Genomic DNA, 20,207 nt, shown 5'->3' with positions numbered 1-20,207 from the left:
TGATTGTGCCGTTGACTGTAACATCGCAGCCATGACCACCATCGGTACCGATCGGCTCGCCACCCACCGCGAACGCTTGGACGCCGCCATCGCGGCCATCCGCGGCCGCGGTTACCACTCCGCGTTCCCGGAGTCTCCCAGTCCCCGGGTGTACGGCGAGACGGCGGCCGCCGACGGCAAGGCCGCCTTCGAGGCCCATCTGAGTACGACGTACGCCCTGGACACCCCGGGGTCGCGGGGCACGGTCATCACCGAGCAGTCGCCGTTCGGGATCACCATGGACGTCGCCTACCCGCGGTCGGTCGAGGATGGGCTGGACGAACTGATGGCGGCGGCTCAGCAGGGCATCTCCGACTGGCGCAAGGCCGGGATCGACGCCCGGACCGGGGTCACGCTGGAGATCCTCGCCCGGCTGCACCAGCGGGTGTTCGAGCTGGCCAACGCGGTCCAGCACACCAGCGGGCAGGCGTTCGTGATGGCGTTCCAGGCCGGCGGCGCGCACGCGCTGGACCGGGCACTGGAGGCGGTCGCGTACGCCTACGAGGAGATGAACCGGTACCCGGCCGAGGCCACCTGGGAGAAGCCGGCCAAGGGCAACCCGATCCGGATGGAGAAGACGTTCACCGTCACCGGCCGTGGTGTCGCGCTGGTGATCGGCTGCAACACGTTCCCGACCTGGAACTCGTGGCCCGGCCTGTTCGCGTCGCTGGTCACCGGCAACGCCGTCGTGGTGAAGCCGCACCCGCTCGCGGTCCTGCCGCTGGCGATCACCGTCGAGGTCTGCCGCGAGGTGCTCGCCGAGGCCGGCTTCGACCCGAACCTGGTCACCCTGGCCGTGGAGCGCGCCGGTGACGGCCTGGCCAAGCCGCTGGCCCAGCGGCCTGAGGTCAAGCTGATCGACTTCACCGGCGGCACGGAGTTCGGTGAGTGGCTGGAGCAGAACGCGACCCAGGCGACCGTCTTCACCGAGAAGGCCGGCGTCAACGCGGTCATCATCGACTCCACCGACGCGTTCAAGGCGCTCTGCGGGAACCTCGCCTTCACCCTCTCGCTGTACTCGGGCCAGATGTGCACCACCACGCAGAACATCTTCGTCCCGGCCGGTGGGATCGAGACCGACGAGGGGCACAAGTCCTTCGACGAGGTCGGTACGGGCATCGCCGGCGCGATGGGCAAGCTGCTCGGCGACGACGCCCGCGCGGTGGAGATCCTCGGCGGGATCGTGAACCAGGCCGTGATCAGCCGGCTCGAGCTCGCCCCGGAGTACGGCGAGGTCGTGCTGGAGTCCCGTGCGATCCAGCACCCGTCCTTCCCGGACGCGGTGGTGCGTACGCCGCTGCTGGTCGCGATCGACGCCAAGGACGACGAGGTGTACGGGCGTGAGTGCTTCGGGCCGGTGTCGTTCCTGGTGCGGACCGCGGACACCGCGGAGTCGATCGACCTGTTCCGGTCGACCGTCACCGAGGGCGGCGCGATGACCGCCGGGATCTACTCGACCGACGCCGGAGTCCTCGAGCAGGCCCGTGACGCCGCGCTCGACGCCGGGGTCGCGCTGTCGGAGAACCTGACCGGCCAGGTGTTCGTCAATCAATCGGCTGCTTTCAGCGATTTCCACGGCACCGGCGCGAATCCGGCCGCTAACGCGACGTACACCGACGGCGCCTACGTTGCGAGTCGCTTCCGCGTGATTCAATCTAGGCGTCATGTCTGACGCTCCGGATTCCGAGAACCTGCGCGAAGTACTCGCCTACTACGACACCTGGCTCGCGTTCAACCAACGCTTCCTGCGGGTGCCCGGGGTCCAGGCCGCGGTGTACGCCGGGAACGGCATCGCCTTCTCGACGGCGTACGGGATGGCGGACGTGGAGGACGGCGTACCGCTGACCGAACAGCACCTGTTCCGGATCGCGTCGCACTCGAAGACCTTCACCGCGACGGCCGTGTTCCAGCTGGTCGAGCAGGGGCGGCTGCGGCTGGACGACAAGGTGTCCCAGCACGTCACCGAGCTCGTCGGCGCGCCACTGGGTGAGCGGACCGTCCGCGAGATGCTCGCGCACGCCGGCGGGATCACCCGAGACAGCGACGAAGCCGATTGGTGGCAGCTGGACACGAGCTTTCCGGACCGCGACCAGCTGCTGGCGGTCCTGCGGCAGGAGTCCACGGCCGTGCTGCGCGAGAACGAGCGCTTCATGTACACCAACCTCGGCTACGGCCTGCTCGGTCTGGTCGTCGAGGCCGCGGCGGGTACGTCGTACACCTCGTATGTCCAGACCGCGATCGTCGACAAGCTCGGCCTGTCCGCGCTCGGTCCGGAGCTGGATCCGGCCCGGCTGACGGAGTACGCCGCGGGCTACAGCGCACTGTCGTACGCGCCGGAGCGGGTCCCGATCGAGCACGTCGACACCCGCGCGCTGGCCGCGGCGGCCGGTTTCTTCGGCAACGCCCGCGATCTGGTGACCTACTTCTCCGCGCATCTGCCCGGTGACGACCGGCTGCTGACGGACAGGTCGAAGCGCGAGATGCAGCACCCGCTGTGGCAGACGACGCGGGACGACTGGCCGCGCTACGGGCTGGGTCTGGACATCGCGAAGACCGGCGACCGGCAACTGTTCGGGCACGGTGGCGGCTACCCGGGGCACATCACTCAGTCCATGGTCGACGGATCCGCCGGGATCGCGGTCTCCGTACTGACGAACTCGATCGACGGTCCCGCCGGGCAGTTGGCCGGGGGATTCTTCCGCCTGCTCGATCTGGCCGAGTCGAAGGATCGCCCGGCCGACCCGGCCGATCTGGCCCGCTTCACCGGTCGGTACGCCAACGTGTGGGGCGTCAGCGACATCGTCCTGCTCGGTGGCCGGCTCTATGCCCTCGATCCGGCCCAGGGCAATCCGGCGGACAGGCCGATCGTGCTGGAAGCCGACGGCGACACGTTGCTCGTGACCGACGACTCCGGCGCCGGCACCTACCGGCAGCGGTACAGGTTCACCTTCGACGCGGACGGACGGCCCGACACGATCCGCGGCGCCCACGGCCTGCTCATCCAGCCCATCGACCGCTTCACCCTGCCGTCCCGCGTGACCGCGCCGTAAGTACCGTGCGGGTATGACGATCCACGGCGATCACCCGTTCTTGCCGCCTGAGTCCGAGCGCAGTCCGGTCCGCCGGCTGCGCGGGCGGCTGCCGTCGCCGGTCGGGCTGTGGACCAGCGCGCACGACGGGAAACGCGCAGGGCTCACGGTGTCGTCCATGCTGGTCGCCGACGGTGATCCGGGCTACGTGATCGGGTTGATCGACGCCGAGTCGGATCTCTGGGAGACGTTGCGCGAGGCAAGGACCGCGGTCGTCGCCCTGCTCGGTGCTCCGCATCAGCAGCTCGCCGACGCGTTCGGCTATGTCGCGCCGGCCCCCGGTGGCCCGTTCCGGCTGGTCGACTGGACAGACACCGCCTGGGGCCCGGCTCCGGTCGGTGTCACCACCTGGGCCGGCTGCACCCTGGTCACGCCCGACCCGCCCGAGGTCGGCTGGGCGCTCCAGGTCCAGCTGGAGATCGCCCACGTGGAACTGGCCGCCGACGAGATCCCACCCTTGGTCCACCGCCGCGGCCGGTACAGCACACCAGGTCTAGGCTGAGTGGCATGCGTGCCACGATGCTTCATGCCCCGTTCGACATCAGGCTGGAAGACGTCCCGGATCCGAAGATCGACGGGCCCGGCGATGCTCTGGTGAAGATTGTTGCCTCGTGCATCTGTGGGTCCGACCTCTGGCCGTACCGCGGGGAGAGCCCGGTGCCCGCGCCGCGGCGGATCGGGCACGAGTTCGTCGGGATCGTCGAGGAGGTCGGCGCCGAGGTGCGCACGGTCAAGCCCGGCGACTTCGTGATCACGCCGTTCGTGGTGAGCGACGGCACCTGCCCGAACTGCCAGGCCGGGTACCAGACCGCCTGCCAGAACCGGGTCGGCTATGGCACCGACCAGGCCGACGGCGGCCAGGGTGAGTACGTCAAGCTCCCGTACGCCGACGGCACGCTGGTGGCAACGCCCGAGCCGCCGGACGACTCAATGGTCCCGTCGCTGCTCGCGCTGTCCGACGTGATGGGCACGGGCTGGCACGCCGCCCGCGCTGCGCGCGTGAAGGCCGGCGACACGGTCGTCGTGGTCGGTGACGGCGCCGTCGGACTGTGCGGCGTACTCGCGGCCAAGCGGATGGGGGCCGAGCGTGTGGTGGCGTTGTCACGGCACGAGCCGCGTCAGAAGCTTGCCGTGGAATTCGGTGCCACTGACATCATTTCCGAACGCGGGGACGCGGCGCGGGACGCCGTACTCGAACTGACCAACGGGGTCGGTGCGGACGCGGTGCTGGAGTGTGTCGGGACCGGGCAGGCGATGACGACCGCGTTCGACGTCGCGCGGGCCGGGGCGATGGTCGGGTTCGTCGGGGTGCCGCACGGTATGGAAGCGCCGATCGGACTGATGTTCCGGCGCAACATCGGCCTGGCCGGCGGAGCCTCGCCGGTGCGGGCGTACCTGCCGGATCTGCTGGCCGACGTACTCGCGGGTGAGATCGACCCGGGCAAGGTGTTCGACCTCGAGTTGCCGCTGGCGGAAGTGGCCGAGGGCTACAAAGCCATGCACGAGCGGCGGGCGATCAAGGTTCTGCTGCGTCCGTAGGAAAGTTTCGCGCAACGCGACTGTTCATGGTGCCTGATCGGGCACCGGATGTGCGCGCTCTCACACTCGTGCGGCGCGCGGGGTCACGGCTGCGCAACGCGCCTGCGCGGAGCGTTGACACTCGGCAGGCCGCGTGCCCAGAGTTGGGCCGTCAAGGGGGCATCGTTGTCACAGGCGGCTCCACCCAAGTGATCGGAGAGTGAACATGCGTGGTCTGAGCAAGACCCTCGCGGTGCTGAGTGCGGCGGGTCTTCTCGCGGTCAGCGCCTGCGGGAACAGCGACGACGGTGGCGGCGGGGGAGACTCGGCGGCCAGCAAGGACGTGACCGTCTTCACCTGGTGGGCAGATGGCGGAGAGAAGGCCGGCCTGGACGGCATGGTCTCGGTGTTCAACACCGACTGCAAGGATTTCAAGTTCGTCAACTCCGCGGTCGCGGGTGGCGCCGGGTCGAACGCCAAGCAGGTGCTGGCCAACGACCTGCAGGCGGGCAAGCCGCCGTCGACGTTCCAGGCGCACGCCGGCGCGGAGCTGAAGGACTACATCAACGCCGGGCAGGTCGACGACGTCAGCCAGCTGTACAAGGACTACGGGCTGGACAAGGCCTTCCCGCAGAACCTGATCGACAACCTGACCGTCGACGGCAAGATCTACTCGATCCCGGCCAACGTCCACCGCGCGAACGTGGTGTGGGCCAACCCGGCGGTGCTGAAGAAGGCCGGCATCGACGGTGCCACCGCGCCGGCCAGCGTGGACGCGTGGATCGCGGACATGGACAAGCTGAAGGCCGCGGGCGTCAAGGCGCCGCTGGCGATCTCCAAGGGCTTCGCGCAGGAGATGCTGGTCGAGGCCGTGCTGCTGGCGGACCTCGGAGCGGACAAGTTCAAGGGTCTGTGGGACGGCAAGACCGACTGGGCCGGTGCGGACGTGACCGCTGCACTGGACAAGTACAAGAAGCTGCTGACCTACACCAACGCGGACCGCGAGGCGATCGACTGGCCGGACGCGCTGGGGTACGTGAACAAGGGCCAGGCCGGCTACACGCTGATGGGTGACTGGGTCGCCGCGCAGCAGCTGGCCGACAAGGTTCCGGACTCGGCGTACACCTACTGGCCGGCTCCGGGGACCGCGGGCAACTTCCAGTTCCTGGCGGACTCGTTCACGCTGCCGACCAACGGTGCGGACCCCGACGGCGCGAAGTGCTGGCTGAAGACCGTCGGCTCGGCCGAGGGCCAGAAGGCGTTCAACACCAAGAAGGGCTCGATCCCGGCGCGCTCGGACGCAACGCCGGCGGACTACCCGAAGTACCAGCAGGGGGCGATGGCCGACTGGAAGAAGGACACGATCGTCCCGTCCTGCGCCCACGGTGCAGCCTGCACGCTGGGTCAGAACAACGACATCCTGTCCGCACTGAGCCAGTTCAGCGGTAGCCCGGACGTCGCCAAGCTGCAGTCCGCCATCGGCGCCGCGATGAAGACGAACTGATGCGGATCGAGTTGCGGACCGGTCGCGGGCCGGAGGACTGAGCATGCACGGAAGAATCCGCACCTGGGGCCCTGGTGCCCTGGTGCTCTTGCCGACCGTGCTGCTGCTCGGGTACTTCGTCTACGGGCTGATCGCCTGGACGTTCAACACCTCGCTGACCGACCGGCACACGGCCCGCAAGGGCCCGGTCAACTATGTCGGGTTCGAGAACTACACGAACCTGTTCAGCGAGGACCGGTTCCTCAACTCACTGAAGAACCTCGGCGTGCTCACGGTGTCGTTCATCGTGGGCACGCTGATCTTCGGCGTGCTCTGGGCGCTCCTGCTGGAGAAGGGCGTCCCTGGCGAGTCGGTCTTCCGGTCGATCTACCTGTTCCCGATGGCGATCTCGATGATCGCCTCAGGCGTCGTCTGGGGCTGGTTGCTGAACCCGTCCCAGGGTGACGACGCACGCGGGCTGAACCGGCTGTTCTCGATTCTCCATCTGAACTTCCTGGAGAATCCGTGGTGGACCGCGGGTAGCCGGTGGACGACGATGATGGCCATCGCCCTGCCGGCGGTGTGGCAGCTGTCCGGGTACATCATGGCCTTGTTCCTGGCCGGCTTCCGGGGGATCCCGCCGGAGCTGCGCGAGGCGGCCCGGGTCGACGGCGCGTCGGAGTTCAAGCTGTACCGGCACGTGCTGTTCCCGCAGCTGTCGCCGATCGCCCTGTCGGCGCTGATCATCCTCGGCCATATGTCGCTGAAGCTGTTCGACCTGATCTACGCGATCACCGGGCCGAACCAGTTCCGCACCGAGGTGCCCTCGATCTACATGTGGAACACCTTGTTGCGCAGTGACCAGGCCAAGGCGGCCGCGATCGCGATCGTGATGCTCGCGGTGGTCGCCGTACTCGTCATCCCGTACGTCGCGTACACCGTCCGGCAGGAGAGTGAGGAATGACCGCCGTAGAGGCCGCGACCGGCCAGGCCGCCGCCGCGATCCGCCGGAAGCCGCAGAAGCACGGGATGATCTCGGACGGATCGACCCGGCGCAGCCGGACCGTTCGGTACCTCCTGCTGCTGCTCTTCCTGCTGTTCGTGCTGACCCCGGTGTACGTCGTGGTGATCGGCAGCTTCAAGACGTCCGCCGACACCACCGCCGCCGCGCAGTGGTCGTTGCCGACGACCTGGACGCTGGAGCCGTGGCGCAAGGCCTGGGACGTGCTGCAGCCGTACATGATCCGCTCGCTGTCACTGGCGATCCCGGCCGCGATCATCTCCTCGATGATCGGGTCCGTGAACGGGTTCGTGCTGGCCCGCTGGCGGTTCCCGGGGGCGAACATCGTGTTCGCGTTCATCCTGTTCGGGATGTTCATCCCCTACCAGGCGATCATGCTGCCGCTGCGGACGACGTTCACCGAACTGGACGTCACCCGGGGCGTTCCGACGCTGATCATCGCGCACTGCATCTACGGCATCCCGATCTGCACGCTGATCTTCCGCAACTACTACGCCACGATCGTGCCGAACGAGATCATCGAGTCGGCCCGGGTGGACGGTGCCGGGCTGATCCAGACCTACCTCCGGATCATCCTGCCGATCTCGATCTCCGGGTTCGTGGTGACGCTGATCTGGCAGTTCACCTCGGTCTGGAACGACTTCCTGTTCGCCCTGTTCCTGACCCAGCAGAACAACGGCCCGGTGACCCTTGGCCTGGCGGCTCTCGCCGGCGGGCAGAAGGTCGACTACGCGGCCAGCATGGCGGGCGCGCTGATCACCTCGCTCCCGACCCTGCTGGTCTACATCCTGCTGGGCCGCTGGTTCATCGGCGGGCTGATGGCGGGTGCCCTGAAGGGCTGACCGGCAGTACGACGTACGACTGCGGCCCGTGCTACTCCAAGCACGGGCCGCAGTCGTTCTGTGACGGCGTGTCGAGCCTGTTGTCCACAGGACGCGCGCACGGGCCTGCGGCGGACTGGGACCGGGCGGTAATGTCGCGGACGTGACCAAGTCACCGCGAGGCCGGGACGGACGGCGCAGCCACCTGCGGCTGGTCGATTCGGCGCCGGGCCCGACCCACGGACCCACGGCTGGTGTCGACGTCGACACCACGCCGAGTGTCGCCGTGCTGGAAACCCTGCTGGAAACGCTCTCCCTCGACCTGGCCGCCGCGCCGCCGGCCCTGCACCCGGTGATCGCCGAGGCCTCCGTCGCGCGGTCCGCGGCGATGCTCGCCGACCAGCTCTGGCCGGCCGGCAGGCCGGACGAGATCGGCGAGGTGGAGCGGTTCTTCTGGGCCGATGCCGCGCGGGTCCTCGGTGAGCGCCGCGACCTCGAATCCTTTGTCCTGCTGACGAGTCTGGCCCGCACGGTCGGTCCGGCCGGCCGGTTGCCGCTGCAGCGGGCACACCTGTCCCGGCTGCGCACCGAGGCCGAGGTGCCCGAGTGGGTGACCCGGATCGCCGGGTTCCGGCTGACCAGCGCGATCGTGTCCGAGGACATCAGTGGCGACGGGCTGAGCGTCGTACTGGACTACGACGACGACCACCATCCGCACACCGTGGTGGTGTTCATCGACAACAACATCGGCGCGATCGTGAAGGACGTGTTCGTCGGGCCGCCGGTAGACCGGGTGCTGGAGGCGTACCAGCGTGGCGGCCGGGTGACGATCCGTTCGGTCCGCCCGCCGACCGCGGCCGGGATCATCCTGCAGGCGCTGGGTGAGACCAACGATTACGACGAGCCGCCGGTCAGCGAGGACTTCGAGTTCTTCTCGGCCCTGCTGGTGAACCGGCTGACCCAGTTGCCGGAGCGGCCCATCCGGCCACCGGTCCGCCCACTGCTGTCACCGAGGCAGCGGGATCAGTTGGTCGACGATTTCCTCGAGTCGTCGTACGGCGCCGGCCTGCCCGGGGACGCGGCGGACATCGTGCGGCTGTGGATCGACCATGCGGTGGACCACACCGTCGGCGGTCCGCTGCGGGTGAGCGCCGTACTGGTCGAGCTCTTCCTGGCGCACTGGCTGCCCCGCAAGGTGCTTGCCGACAGCACCTACTTCGAGGCCGTGCCGGTGGTGGTCAAGGCTTGGCTGGGGTTCGCGGGGGACCGGACCCAGTTGGCGCTGGACGCCATCGACGAGGCTGTTGACGCGGTGGACGTGTGGACGCCCGCGCTGGAGGCCGCGGCGATGGTCGACCCGGTCGGTTCGAAACCGGGCGAGCGGGTCTTCCTCGACGACACCACCAACGACCTGGAGGACGCGTATCGGGCCTTGTCGGGTCTCGGGTCACCGCCACAGCCGGATCTGCACGGCCTCGACAAGTCCCAGGCCGCCACCCTGTCCGTCCTCGCTCCGCACGCCTGGCTGATGGCCGGCGAGACGCTGGGCAACGCGTACGCTCCCGACGCCTTCGACATCGCCGAGCGCCTGGTCCGTGAGGCTCCCGATCTGCTCGCCAAAGCCCGCCTCTCCACCTGGCCGCGCGCCATCGTCTGGCTCCTGGCCCACCGCCACCGCCTCGTCGGCCCCGGCGAACCCCTCACCCCCTACGCCCTCGCCGCCGACCTCTCCTCGTCCCCCGCCACCCTCCGCAAAACCGCCAAACTCCTCACCGACACCCTCGTCCTCCCCCGCTGACCCACTCCCCGCGGCCCACCACCCGCCTCGGCAACCGCGCCCGCAACAGCCCGCAGCCTCCGCCGCGCAACCGCCCGCCCCGGACACCCACCGCCCGCACACCCCCCCGCCCCGCACCTGCCTGCATTTCAGGGGACATCCAGTTCTGCTGTCTGATGTGTGCGTCGTCGGTCTCGGCTGGAGTGGCAGCGTGCAGATGGACAGGTAGTGTCGGGCCAGTAGGTAGTGCAGCTAAGCGCTCGTGCGTTTCTGTGTACGGTGTCTCGCCGGTGCACTACCTGTCGGTCTGTACACCACCGGCGGGGCGGCGGGAGGAGACGGGTCCGGATGGTGGGGCCGGGATCGGCTGTTCTTGTGCCGCGGCGGAGAATGGTGGGATGCATGTGCGTGCGCCGGAGCTCAAGGGTCGTGGGTGGTTGAACACGGGAGGGCGGGAGCTGTCGCTCGCGGACTTCCGGGGACGGTTCCTGTTGCTGGATTTCTGGACGTTCTGCTGCATCAACTGCCTGCACGTGCTGGACGAGTTGCGGCCGCTGGAGGAGAAGTACGGCGACGCGCTCGTGATCGTGGGCGTGCATTCGCCGAAGTTCGCGCACGAGGGCGAGGAAGCGGCCGTCCGCTCCGCGGTGGAGCGGTACGAGGTCGGCCACCCGGTGCTCGACGACCCCGAGCTGGTGACGTGGCAGAACTACACCGCACGGGCCTGGCCGACGCTGGTCCTGGTCGACCCCAACGGGTACATCGTCGCGCAGTACTCCGGTGAAGGACACGCGCACGCCCTCGACGCCCAGCTGGCCGAGCTGATCGCCGAGCACGAGCAGGCGGGCACGCTGACCCGCGGGAAGTCCCCGTACGTCGCTCCGCCGGCCGAGCCCACCGACCTGCGATTCCCCGCGAAGGTCGTTGCTCTGGACAACGGATTCCTGGTCGCGGACGCCGGTAACCACAGCATCGTCGAGCTGGCCGCGGACGCGACCACCGTCGTACGGCGGATCGGCACCGGCGAGCGTGGTTTCGTCGACGGTGGCGCGTCGGAGGCACGGTTCGCCGAACCGAACGGGTTGACCCTGCTGCCGGACGAGCAGGCCGCCAGACTCGGGTACGACGTCGTCGTCGCGGACACGGTGAACCACGCGCTCCGGGGGATCGCCTTGCAGTCCGGCGAGGTCACCACCCTCGTCGGCACCGGCAGGCAGTGGATGGACGGCGACGAGACCGACGTACTGAGCTCGCCCTGGGACGTCGCCTGGTGGCAGGACAAGGTCTGGATCGCGATGGCCGGAGTCCACCAGTTGTGGACGTACGACCCGTTCACCAAGGTCACGGAAGTTGCCGCCGGCACCACCAACGAAGGACTCAAGGACGGCGCCCCGGCCGAGGCGTGGTTCGCGCAGACGAGCGGCCTCGCGGCGGACGGGGACCGGCTCTGGCTGGCCGATTCCGAGATCTCCGCGCTGCGCTGGATCGACACCGAGGTGCACACCGCCGTTGGCACCGGCCTGTTCGACTTCGGCCTGCGCGACTGCAAGGCGAGCGAGGCCCTGCTCCAGCACCCGCTCGGCGTGACCGTTCTCCCGGACGGCTCGATCGCGATCGCCGACACCTACAACGGCGCGGTACGACGCTATGACCCGCGCACCGATGTGGTCGACACGATGGCCACCGGACTGGCCGAGCCCAGCGGTGCTGTTGTCGTGGGCAACGAACTGCTGGTGGTCGAGTCGGCGGCCCATCGGCTGACCCGGATCCCGCTGGGTGCGTCGGCGAAGGCGGACGAGTTCAGCACCAGGACGCAGCGGCCGCCGATGGATGTCGCTGGTGGAGAGGTGACGCTGGAGGTCGTCTTCACGCCGCCGCCGGGGCAGAAGCTGGACGATCGGTACGGACCGTCGACCCGCCTGCTGGTGTCGTCGACGCCGGAGAACCTGCTGCGTGAAGGAGCCGGCGACTCCACCGATCTGAGCCGCCGGCTCGTCATCGACGAGCGGGTCGGGGACGGCGTACTGCACGTCGCCGTCCAGGCGGCGTCGTGCGACGACTCGGCCGAGGTCGAGTTCCCGGCCTGCCACATGCACCGCCAGGACTGGGGCGTCCCGATCCGCGTCACCCCGGACGGCGCACCCCGACTCGAACTGGTGCTATCCGGCGGAACCGCCTGAGAGCTACTCCTGGATGTCGCGGTGGTGTTCCTCGACGACGCGGTACTCCTCCTCGACCGCGGGGTCGATCGCGTCGGTCTCGACGCGACGGCGCCGGTTCGTGATGTAGAACGAGAGCACGATGCCGGCCAGGCCGGCGAGCATCAGGATGTAGCCCACGACGGTCAGGTCGACGGCCTCCCACGAGTCCCGGACCGCGAACGCCAGAATGGCGCCCACCACCATCAGAAAGATCCCCACACCGATGCTCATGCACGTCCTCGCTTCGCTCCGGGCGCGCATGAGACACGAGGTGCGCGGTGCCGAATGATGTGCTCGCTTCGCTCGCCCATGTCGAGCCTCCTAGTGAAGTCGCCCGTACACCCTTGACGCTACTCCGCGGTGGCGGCGTTATCCATCAACGCCCGCTGTCGCCTGCGCCACCCCATCTGTACCCGCGGATAAACACGGACGGTCAGCGCGTCTGAAGGTCGATGTCGCCGGAGGTGGTGGTCGCCTCGAGGGTGTGGGACCCGTCGGCGTCGTTGCCGAGCTGGTTGTCGACCTCGCCGCTGCGGGTCTCGGTGCTGACCTTGTAGCCGCCCGACGGCGCGGAGATGTCGATGTCGCTGCTGGTGCCCTTCGCTCGTACGTCGTTCGCCTCGGCCAGGTCGAGCTGGATGTCGCCGGAGGTGGTCTCGACGTTCACCGGGCCGCCCTTCAGGCCGCGCGCCTCGATGTCACCGGAGTTCGCCGTCACGTCGAGCTTGCCGGTCAGGTCCGACACCTCGACGTCGCCGGAGGTCAGGTCGACCTTCACGTCACCACTGATGTCGCTGAGTTCGACCTTGCCGGACGTGGACTTCGTGTCGACGCCGCTGACCCCGGCGATGGACACGTCACCGCTGCCGTTGTGGCCGATCACCTTGGTACCGCGCGGGACCGTCACCTCGAAGTCGGCGCTGCACTGCCAGCCGCAGTCGCCATCGAGCTTCAGCGTGCCATTGTCGACGGAGTACGCGTCGCCGTGCTTCCAGAGCCAGTACTTGCGCTTCTCCTGCACGGTGGTCTGGTCGTCGCCGGACACCCTGATCGTGATGTCGGCGTTCTCGGCGGACAGCTCGACGGTGGTGATCCGATCGTCGATCGTGTGGGTGTCGTCGGAGTCCCGGTCCCCGAAGGTCCAGAACGCCAGTCCCGCCGCGACCACCAGAAGCACAGCCCCCAGTTGCTTGCTCTCCGCCATCGTCCGCCTCTTCTTCTGCTGCCCCGCCTCGTTGTCTGCTCGACAGTAGGCCGACCGGCAGTGCCGCAGGATCCGGCAGATCCCCCGAGGCGTCCCTGAGGGCTTCCTGAGGTCACCCCCGGCGTACGGCGGGGGAACAGGGGACGGCCCTGGCTCGGACAGGGGAAGCCAAGCCAGGGCCGTTGTGTTGCCACGGGCAGAAACGCTCCTACAAACAGCGGTTCCTCACCAGGGCAGATCGTGGGGGCAACCCGGGGCAGATCATCTGCCCGGGCCTCCGGCTCGACCCGCGCAAGTGGTCGAGCCGGAGGGGTACGGGTCAGAAGGCGGATTCGGGCAGATCCATGATGTCGAGATCGGTGAGCTCGGCCTTGATCCGCTCGGCCCGGACCGTCGGCATGGTGGAGCGGACGAACCACTGGGCCGCGGCCACCTTGCCGGTGTAGAAGTCCTGGTCGGCGGCGGAGAGCTCGCCACCCAGCTTGTCCAGCGCGACCTCGGCCTGCCGCAGCATCAGCCAGGAGCAGACCACGTCACCGAGCACGTACAGCAGCCGCGACGTGTTCAGGCCGACCTTGTAGATGTTGCGCGGGTCGCCGTTCTCCGCCTGCGGGTTGCTCGCCATCAGCGCCTGGCCCATCACGCCCAGGACCTTCTGGGTGTCCTCCAGGCCCTTCGCCAGCAGCCCGCGCTCCTCCTTCAGCCGGCCGTTGCCGGCCTCGGAAGCGACGAAGCCCTGGATCTGCTCGGCCAGGTGACCGAGCGCCTTGCCCTGGTCCTTGATGATCTTGCGGAAGAACAGGTCCTGGCCCTGGATCGCCGTGGTGCCCTCGTACAGGGTGTCGATCTTGGCGTCCCGGACGTACTGCTCGATCGGGTAGTCCTGCAGGAAGCCGGAGCCACCGAACGTCTGCAGCGACTCGGTGCCGAGCAGAGTCCACGACTTCTCCGAGCCGTAGCCCTTCACCAGCGGCAGCAGCAGATCGTTCACGCCCTCGGCGACCACGTCGTGCTCACCGGCGTACCTGGCCTGCTCGGCGCGGTCCTGGTACGTCGCCGTGAACAGCACCAGCGCCCGCAGCGCCTCGGCGTACGCCTTCTGGGTCATCAGGGACCGGCGGACGTCCGGGTGGTGGGTGATGGTGACCCGCGGCGCGTCCTTGGCCGGCTGGGTCAGGTCCGCGCCCTGCACCCGCTCCTTCGCGTACTCCAGTGCGTTCAGGTAGCCGGTGGACAGGGTGGCGATCGCCTTGGTGCCGACCATCATCCGCGCGTACTCGATCACCTGGAACATCTGCGCGATGCCGTCGTGCACCTCGCCGAGCAGCCAGCCCTTGGCGGGTACGCCGTCGCCGAAGGTGATCTCGCAGGTGGTGGACACCTTGATGCCCATCTTCTTCTCGACGTTCGTGACGAAGGCGCCGTTGCGCTCACCGGTCAGCTCGCCGGTCTCCAGGTCGAAGTCGTACTTCGGGACCACGAACAGGCTGAGGCCCTTGGTGCCCGGACCACCGACGCCGTCGATGCCCTGCGGCCGCGCCAGCACCAGGTGGATGATGTTCTCGGTCAGGTCGTGCTCGCCCGAGGTGATGAACCGCTTGACGCCCTCGATGTGCCAGCTGCCGTCCTCCTGCAGCGTCGCCTTGGTGCGCCCGGCACCCACATCGGAACCGGCGTCCGGCTCGGTCAGCACCATGGTGGCGCCCCAGCCGCGCTCGATGATGTGGTGCGCGATCTTCTGGTCCCGCTCGGTGCCGTTGCGCCAGAGCACGTGCGCGAAATTCGGGCCGGCGGCGTACATGTGCACCGGCGGGTTGGCACCGAGCACGAGCTCGGCGGCGGCCCAGCGCAGCGACGGCGGGGTCGGCTGTCCGCCCAGCTCGGCCGGCAGCTCGAGCTTGAACCACTCGGCGTCCATGTAGGCGTGGTAGCTCTTCTTGAACGCCTCGGGCATCCGGACCTCGTGGGTCTCCGGGTCGAAGACCGGCGGGTTGCGGTCGGCCTCGGTGAAGGACTCGGCGAGCTCGTGCTTGGCCAGCCGGTCGATCTCCGCCAGCACCTCACGCGCGGTGTCGACGTCCATGTCCGCGTACGGGCCCTGCCCGAGCACCGCGTCACGGCCCAGGACCTCGAGCAGGTTGAACTCGATGTCCCGCAGATTCGACTTGTAGTGGTTCACAGGGTTCCCCTACCTCTTCGCAGCGCAATACTCACGAGTAACTTGAGTATATACCGGCCGGTAATGAAGGCAAAGTGAGATTAGGTGTGAGGTGTGACCACGACACTGATCTACGAGACCCACTCGATCACCCTCGACAACGAGCGCGGCATCTCGACCGGATGGCTGCCGGGGCAGCTGTCGCAGGCCGGGATCCGGGAGGCGATCGCGATCGGCCCGCGCCGGCGCGACGTCGATGTCGTCTTCAGCTCCGACCTGCGGCGGGCCGTCCACACGGTCGAGCTGGCCGGCCTGAGTGCGCCGCACTTCCAGGACTGGCGGCTCCGCGAGTGCAACTACGGCGAGCTGAACGGAGCGCGGTCGGGCGCGCTCGAGCCGCGGGTCGAGCGCGTCGACACGCCGTTCCCCGGCGGGCAGAGCTACGCCGACGTCGTCGAGCTGACCCGGTCGTTCCTGGCCGACATCCAGCGCTGGTACGACGGCCAGAAGGTGCTCGTGGTCGCGCACTCGGCGAACCGGTGGTCCTTCGAGCACCTTCTGGGCAGTCGCGCGCCGATCGAGGAGCTGATCGCCGCCCCGTTCGACTGGAAGCCGGGCTGGGAGTACGAGTTCTAGTTCACGGGGTGTACACGGCGGCGCTGCCGTAGAGCTTCTGGGTGAACGCCGAGATGTAGGTGTGGGTGTCCGCCGACGTCAGGTTGTAGGTGAGGAAGACGCCGTACCCCTCGTCGACTGTGCGCTGCGCGAGGCTTGCCGCGGTGGACGAACTGGTCGCGGTGTACGAGACCGCGGCCGGGGAGAGGCGGGCCTTCGAGGTCGGGCCGCTCGGGACGCCCCAGGTGCCGTAGTACGGGTTCCAGGCGTAGTCGAAGGTGTTGGCGATGCTCTGGCCGTTGTAGGTCAGCCGGTCCGAGGCCGGGCCGATGTCGTAGAGCGTGATCAGCTTGTTCGGCAGCTTCTGGCGGAGGGCCTGGACCAGGTAGACGAAGGAGAAGTCGTTCGGCTGGCCGGTGCCGTTGTTGCCGTACTCGGCGTACTCGTCGTCGAAGTCGATACCGTCGAGGCCGTACTGGTTGACCGCGTCGGCGAGCTCCTGGGCGAACGCGTCGGCGGCCTGCTGGGACGGGAAGTTCGCGAAGCCGGCGCCCTGATGGTTGCCGAGGATCGACAGCAGGACCTTGATGCCCTTCTGCTGCAGTGGCCGGACCTGGGTGGCCACGTTGTCGAGCACGTTCTGAACGTTCTCGTTGAAGGACAGGTAGGCCTTCGAGCCGTCGTAGTTGATGTTGGCCGCGAAGATCACCGCGACGTCGAACACCTGCGCGCCGCCGCCGGCCAGCGTGTACTTCGCGACGTTCGTCATGGGTTCGTTGTTGACCTCGACGTAGACCACCGAGATCGGGCCGTTCTTCCGGGCCCGGCACCGTTTCGGTTGCGCCTGGGCAGGCAGTGCCACCCCGGTGGTGGCCGCAGCGGTGCCCGCGGCCAGGGCTGACAACAGGGTCCTTCTCCGCATGAGCTGTGGACTCATCGATCGACTCCTCGTCAAAGGTGGGCGGTGCGCTATAACGGTTAAGTCCAGTTCGCCGCCTGGCGGGATGTGCAGGCGGCGAGAGGAGATAAACCGGTATAGCGTCACCGATCATCGATCGGCGCTCACCCGGTGTCAAGGGGTCGTCGGGCTGCCGCGAGGGCGTGGCGCGACGATCGCGCACGGGGAATGTGGGGAAGGTTGCATCCGGGGGTCGCGGGACTGGTGACTAATAGACCAAGATGGATCCAGGGGTGGGAGAAACCTACGGGGGCCAGGCAGGAGAGGACCCGAGGTGAGCACTCCAGCAGCAATCGGCCAGGTCGGCGCCGCGCGGACGCGGCGGTCACTGGTCGCCGGGACGGTCGGGAACTTCGTCGAGTGGTACGAGTTCGGCGCCTACGGGTTCTTCGCCACCGTGATCGCGGCGAACTTCTTCAGCAGTACGTCGACCAGCGACGCGGAGAGTCTGATCAAGACCTACGCCTCGTTCGCGCTGGCGTTCTTCTTCCGTCCGATCGGGGCCGCCGTGTTCGGCCGGGTCGGCGACCGGATCGGCCGGCGGCCGACGCTGATCCTGGTGCTGCTGCTGATGGCCGGGTCGACCACGCTGATCGGCGTACTGCCGACATACGAGACCATCGGCGCGGCTGCGCCGTGGCTGCTGACGCTGGTGCGGGCGCTGCAGGGGTTGTCGGCCGGTGGCGAGTTCGGTGGCGCGGTGTCGATCATGACCGAGTTCGCGCCGAAGACGAAGCGTGGGCTGTACGGCGCTTGGCAGTCGTTCACGGTTGCGCTGGGACTGCTCGCGGGAGCGGGTCTGGCGGCGATCCTGGCGACGACGTTGAGCGAGGAGGCGCTGAACGACTGGGGCTGGCGGGTGCCGTTCCTGGTCGCGCTGCCGCTCGGTCTGGTGGCTCTGTGGCTGCGGCTCAAACTCGAGGAGACGCCCAACTTCGCGCGGGTGCAGGAGCGCGAGCCTGAGCCGGCCGCTGCGGGCGAGGTGGCCAAGGCGATTGCCCTGGGCATCGGTCGGTTGATGGGCTGGTCGGCGGCCGGCTACACGTTCCTCGTGGTGATGCCGTCGTACCTGCAGGCCACCCTGAACGCGACGTTCCAGCAGGCGCTCGTCGCGACGGTGCTGGCGAACCTCGGCTTCGCGCTGTCGATCCTCCCGGCCGGGTGGTTGAGCGACCGGATCGGGCGACGGCCGGTGATGGCGACCGGCGCGGCGCTGGTCGTCGTACTGGCGCTGCCGTTGATGAATCTCTTGCAGGACAAGGAATCCGGGAACGCGGCCAAGGGGATCGCGGTGTTCGTGGCAGGGCTGGTTGTCGGACTGATGGCCGGGCCGGGGCCGGCGATGCTCGCGGAAATGTTCCCGACCCGGGCTCGCTACACCGGCCTCGGGTTGGCGTACTCGCTGTCGAACGCGGTGTTCTCCGGGTCGGCCGGGCTGATCATCACCGAGCTCATCAAGCGGACGGACAACATCGACATCCCGGCCTGGTATGTGATGGTGACGTGTGCGGTGAGCGTGGGCGCGCTGCTCACCTTGCGCGGCGACGACTACCGACGGGAGTTGCGAGACTGACATGCGAGTCATCGGCCTGATGTCCGGGACGTCGTACGACGCCATCGACGCTGCTGCTGCGGACCTGCGGCTGGACGGGGACGAGTTGGTGCTGACTCCGCTCGGGATGCTCAGCCAGCCCTACTCGGACGACCTGCGCGCTGCCGTGGCCGGGTCGTTGCCGCCGGCAAGTACGTCGATGGAGCAGGTCTGCCGGCTGGACACGGGGATCGGGCAGGCGTTCGCCGATGTCGCTCAGCAGGCAGTCGAGCAGCTGTGCGGCGGGTACGCCGATCTGATCGTGTCGCACGGGCAGACGGTGTTCCACTGGGTCGACGGCGGTTCGGTCCGCGGGACATTGCAGTTGGGGCAGCCCGCCTGGATCGCGGAGGCGACCGGCATACCGGTTGTCTCCGATCTACGGGCGCGTGACGTTGCGGCGGGCGGTCAGGGCGCGCCGCTGGTCAGCATCATCGACGTGCTGTGGTTGCGCGGGCGGTCCGGCGTACCGATTGCCCTGAATCTTGGCGGGATCGCGAACATCACCGTCGTCCATGGCGAACCTGTTGCCTTCGACACCGGTCCGGCGAACGCGTTGATCGACGCGGTGGTGGCCGAGCTGACGGGCGGGCGGCTCGGGTTCGATGCGGATGGCGCGATGGCTGGGCGTGGGCGGGTACATCCGGAGCTGTTCGGGCGGTTGATGGCCGAGCCGTACTACGAGCGGGCGGCGCCGAAGAGCACCGGGAAGGAGTTGTTCAACCTCTCCTATCTCGCCCGGGCCTTGGAAGGGCTGCCGGATGTCCCGGCCGACGACCTGGTCGCGACGGTGACCGCGGTGACGGCCCGAACCGTCGCGGACGCCGTACGACGGTATGGCGGGACCGAGGTGATCGCGTCCGGTGGCGGGATCCGCAATCCGGTGCTGATGCATCTCCTGGCGGAGGAGCTCGGGGCGGTGCCGTTGCGCAGTACCGACGAGCTGGGGTTGCCTTCGGCGGCGAAGGAGGCGTACGCGTTCGCCGTACTCGGGTTCCTGACGGCCCACGGACTCGGTGGGACGGTGCCGAGCTGTACGGGGGCGCGGCACTCGAGCGTGCTGGGGTCGATCACTCCCGGCCTCGCCGGTCTGCCGGCGTCGGAGCCCGACGTACGGCCTCCCGTGCGTCTCTTGATCGAGTGACCCCACACTAGGACTGTGACGAGGTTGTTCGTGGTGACAGGTGCACCCGGGGCCGGGAAGACGACGGTCGTGCCGGAGCTGGTCCGGCTGAGCCCGGGAAACATGGTCGTGATGGACATGGACGAGTTACTGGACGATCACGGCCGGTTGCTCGGGATCAACATCGCCAGTCCGACCGCGGCGCCGATCTGGCCGGCGTACAACGCGCTGTGGCTGCGTATCACCGAGCTGATCAGGCGGTCCGGGATCCCGGTCCTGCTGCTGTCGCCGTTGTTGCCGGCCGAGCTGCCGGAGGGCAGATGGCTGCATCTCGACTGCTCGGAGGCAGTACGGCGGAAGCGACTGGCCGGGCGCGGTTGGTCCGAGGCGCAGATCGAGGAGGCGCTGGCGGACGCGGCCGAGATCCGCAAGCACGTGCCGCGATCGGTGCGGGGCGACGTGTCGCCGGAGCGGTCCGCGAAGAGCATCCTCGACTGGATCCGCGGCGAGCGGTTCGGCAAGACGCTGAGCCTGTGGGGGCGGCTGCGGAGTTGACGTCCGTCGGCGGTGGTCGCGGAGTTGACCTTCGAGTTGGTTCAGGGCTGAGGG

At 68.5% G+C, this 20,207-nt stretch carries 17 protein-coding genes; 13 read left to right on the top strand and 4 right to left on the bottom strand.

Going from position 1 to position 20,207, the window contains the following annotated elements; genetic code table 11:
• Positions 1-31: 31 nt before the first annotated feature.
• The 9 genes from paaN to AB0I34_RS38100 all read left to right on the top strand — a co-directional run bounded on the left by paaN (position 32) and on the right by AB0I34_RS38100 (position 11,928).
• Positions 32-1,711 carry a phenylacetic acid degradation protein PaaN gene (gene paaN, locus AB0I34_RS38140; protein ID WP_360455383.1) on the top strand — a complete coding sequence of 560 codons (1,680 nt, stop codon included), beginning with the start codon at positions 32-34 and terminating at the stop codon, positions 1,709-1,711.
• A complete protein-coding gene (locus AB0I34_RS38135) occupies positions 1,704-3,089 on the top strand; it encodes a serine hydrolase (protein ID WP_360455380.1) in 1,386 nt (461 codons plus the stop codon). The genes paaN and AB0I34_RS38135 overlap by 8 nt, the downstream gene beginning before the upstream one ends.
• A 13-nt stretch (positions 3,090-3,102) precedes the next feature.
• Positions 3,103-3,630, top strand: a complete 528-nt coding sequence (locus AB0I34_RS38130) for a flavin reductase family protein (RefSeq protein WP_360455377.1) — start codon at positions 3,103-3,105, stop codon at positions 3,628-3,630.
• A gap of 5 nt (positions 3,631-3,635) precedes the next feature.
• Positions 3,636-4,667, top strand: coding sequence for a zinc-dependent alcohol dehydrogenase family protein (locus AB0I34_RS38125; protein ID WP_360455374.1), 1,032 nt, complete (start codon positions 3,636-3,638; stop codon positions 4,665-4,667).
• Between the two features lie 205 nt (positions 4,668-4,872).
• A complete protein-coding gene (locus tag AB0I34_RS38120) occupies positions 4,873-6,150 on the top strand; it encodes an ABC transporter substrate-binding protein (RefSeq protein WP_360455371.1) in 1,278 nt (425 codons plus the stop codon).
• Between the two features lie 43 nt (positions 6,151-6,193).
• Positions 6,194-7,093 (top strand): sugar ABC transporter permease, encoded by a 900-nt coding sequence (locus tag AB0I34_RS38115; RefSeq protein ID WP_360455368.1) that lies wholly within the window; start codon positions 6,194-6,196, stop codon positions 7,091-7,093.
• Complete coding sequence (locus AB0I34_RS38110; protein ID WP_360455365.1) at positions 7,090-7,992, top strand: carbohydrate ABC transporter permease; 903 nt, start codon at positions 7,090-7,092, stop codon at positions 7,990-7,992. The genes AB0I34_RS38115 and AB0I34_RS38110 overlap by 4 nt, the downstream gene beginning before the upstream one ends.
• Before the next feature lie 142 nt (positions 7,993-8,134).
• Positions 8,135-9,769 (top strand): hypothetical protein, encoded by a 1,635-nt coding sequence (locus AB0I34_RS38105; protein ID WP_360455362.1) that lies wholly within the window; start codon positions 8,135-8,137, stop codon positions 9,767-9,769.
• A gap of 377 nt (positions 9,770-10,146) precedes the next feature.
• Positions 10,147-11,928, top strand: a complete 1,782-nt coding sequence (locus AB0I34_RS38100) for an NHL domain-containing thioredoxin family protein (protein ID WP_360455359.1) — start codon at positions 10,147-10,149, stop codon at positions 11,926-11,928.
• Between the two features lie 3 nt (positions 11,929-11,931).
• On the opposite strand, the gene AB0I34_RS38095 is transcribed toward AB0I34_RS38100, so the two are convergent.
• From AB0I34_RS38095 to AB0I34_RS38085, 3 genes are all read right to left on the bottom strand, one after another.
• A complete protein-coding gene (locus AB0I34_RS38095) occupies positions 11,932-12,180 on the bottom strand; it encodes a DUF6458 family protein (protein WP_360455356.1) in 249 nt (82 codons plus the stop codon).
• A gap of 202 nt (positions 12,181-12,382) precedes the next feature.
• Positions 12,383-13,153, bottom strand: coding sequence for a DUF4097 family beta strand repeat-containing protein (locus AB0I34_RS38090; RefSeq protein ID WP_360455353.1), 771 nt, complete (start codon positions 13,151-13,153; stop codon positions 12,383-12,385).
• Between the two features lie 319 nt (positions 13,154-13,472).
• Positions 13,473-15,332 carry an acyl-CoA dehydrogenase gene (locus AB0I34_RS38085; protein ID WP_360455350.1) on the bottom strand — a complete coding sequence of 620 codons (1,860 nt, stop codon included), beginning with the start codon at positions 15,330-15,332 and terminating at the stop codon, positions 13,473-13,475.
• Between the two features lie 93 nt (positions 15,333-15,425).
• Between AB0I34_RS38085 and AB0I34_RS38080 the strand changes: the two genes are divergently transcribed.
• A complete protein-coding gene (locus tag AB0I34_RS38080) occupies positions 15,426-15,947 on the top strand; it encodes a histidine phosphatase family protein (protein ID WP_360455348.1) in 522 nt (173 codons plus the stop codon).
• 1 nt (position 15,948) lies between these two features.
• Here AB0I34_RS38080 and AB0I34_RS38075 read toward each other — a convergent pair whose 3' ends face one another.
• Positions 15,949-16,863 (bottom strand): endo-beta-N-acetylglucosaminidase H, encoded by a 915-nt coding sequence (locus tag AB0I34_RS38075; RefSeq protein WP_360455345.1) that lies wholly within the window; start codon positions 16,861-16,863, stop codon positions 15,949-15,951.
• Between the two features lie 295 nt (positions 16,864-17,158).
• Here AB0I34_RS38075 and AB0I34_RS38070 point away from each other — a divergent pair, with 295 nt between their 5' ends.
• From AB0I34_RS38070 to AB0I34_RS38060, 3 genes are read left to right on the top strand one after another with little or no spacing between them, the layout of a single operon-like run.
• The gene (locus tag AB0I34_RS38070) at positions 17,159-18,457 is read left to right on the top strand and encodes an MFS transporter (protein WP_360455342.1); all 1,299 of its coding nucleotides are present in this window, start codon (positions 17,159-17,161) and stop codon (positions 18,455-18,457) included.
• A gap of 1 nt (position 18,458) precedes the next feature.
• Positions 18,459-19,619 carry an anhydro-N-acetylmuramic acid kinase gene (locus AB0I34_RS38065; RefSeq protein WP_360455339.1) on the top strand — a complete coding sequence of 387 codons (1,161 nt, stop codon included), beginning with the start codon at positions 18,459-18,461 and terminating at the stop codon, positions 19,617-19,619.
• 15 nt (positions 19,620-19,634) lie between these two features.
• Positions 19,635-20,153 carry an AAA family ATPase gene (locus AB0I34_RS38060; RefSeq protein ID WP_360455336.1) on the top strand — a complete coding sequence of 173 codons (519 nt, stop codon included), beginning with the start codon at positions 19,635-19,637 and terminating at the stop codon, positions 20,151-20,153.
• Positions 20,154-20,207 lie beyond the last annotated feature (54 nt).

This window comes from Kribbella sp. NPDC050281, assembly GCF_040655855.1.
Classification (GTDB): domain Bacteria; phylum Actinomycetota; class Actinomycetes; order Propionibacteriales; family Kribbellaceae; genus Kribbella.
Note: the sequence above shows the minus strand (reverse complement) of the source record. Positions and strands in the feature narration are given on the sequence as shown.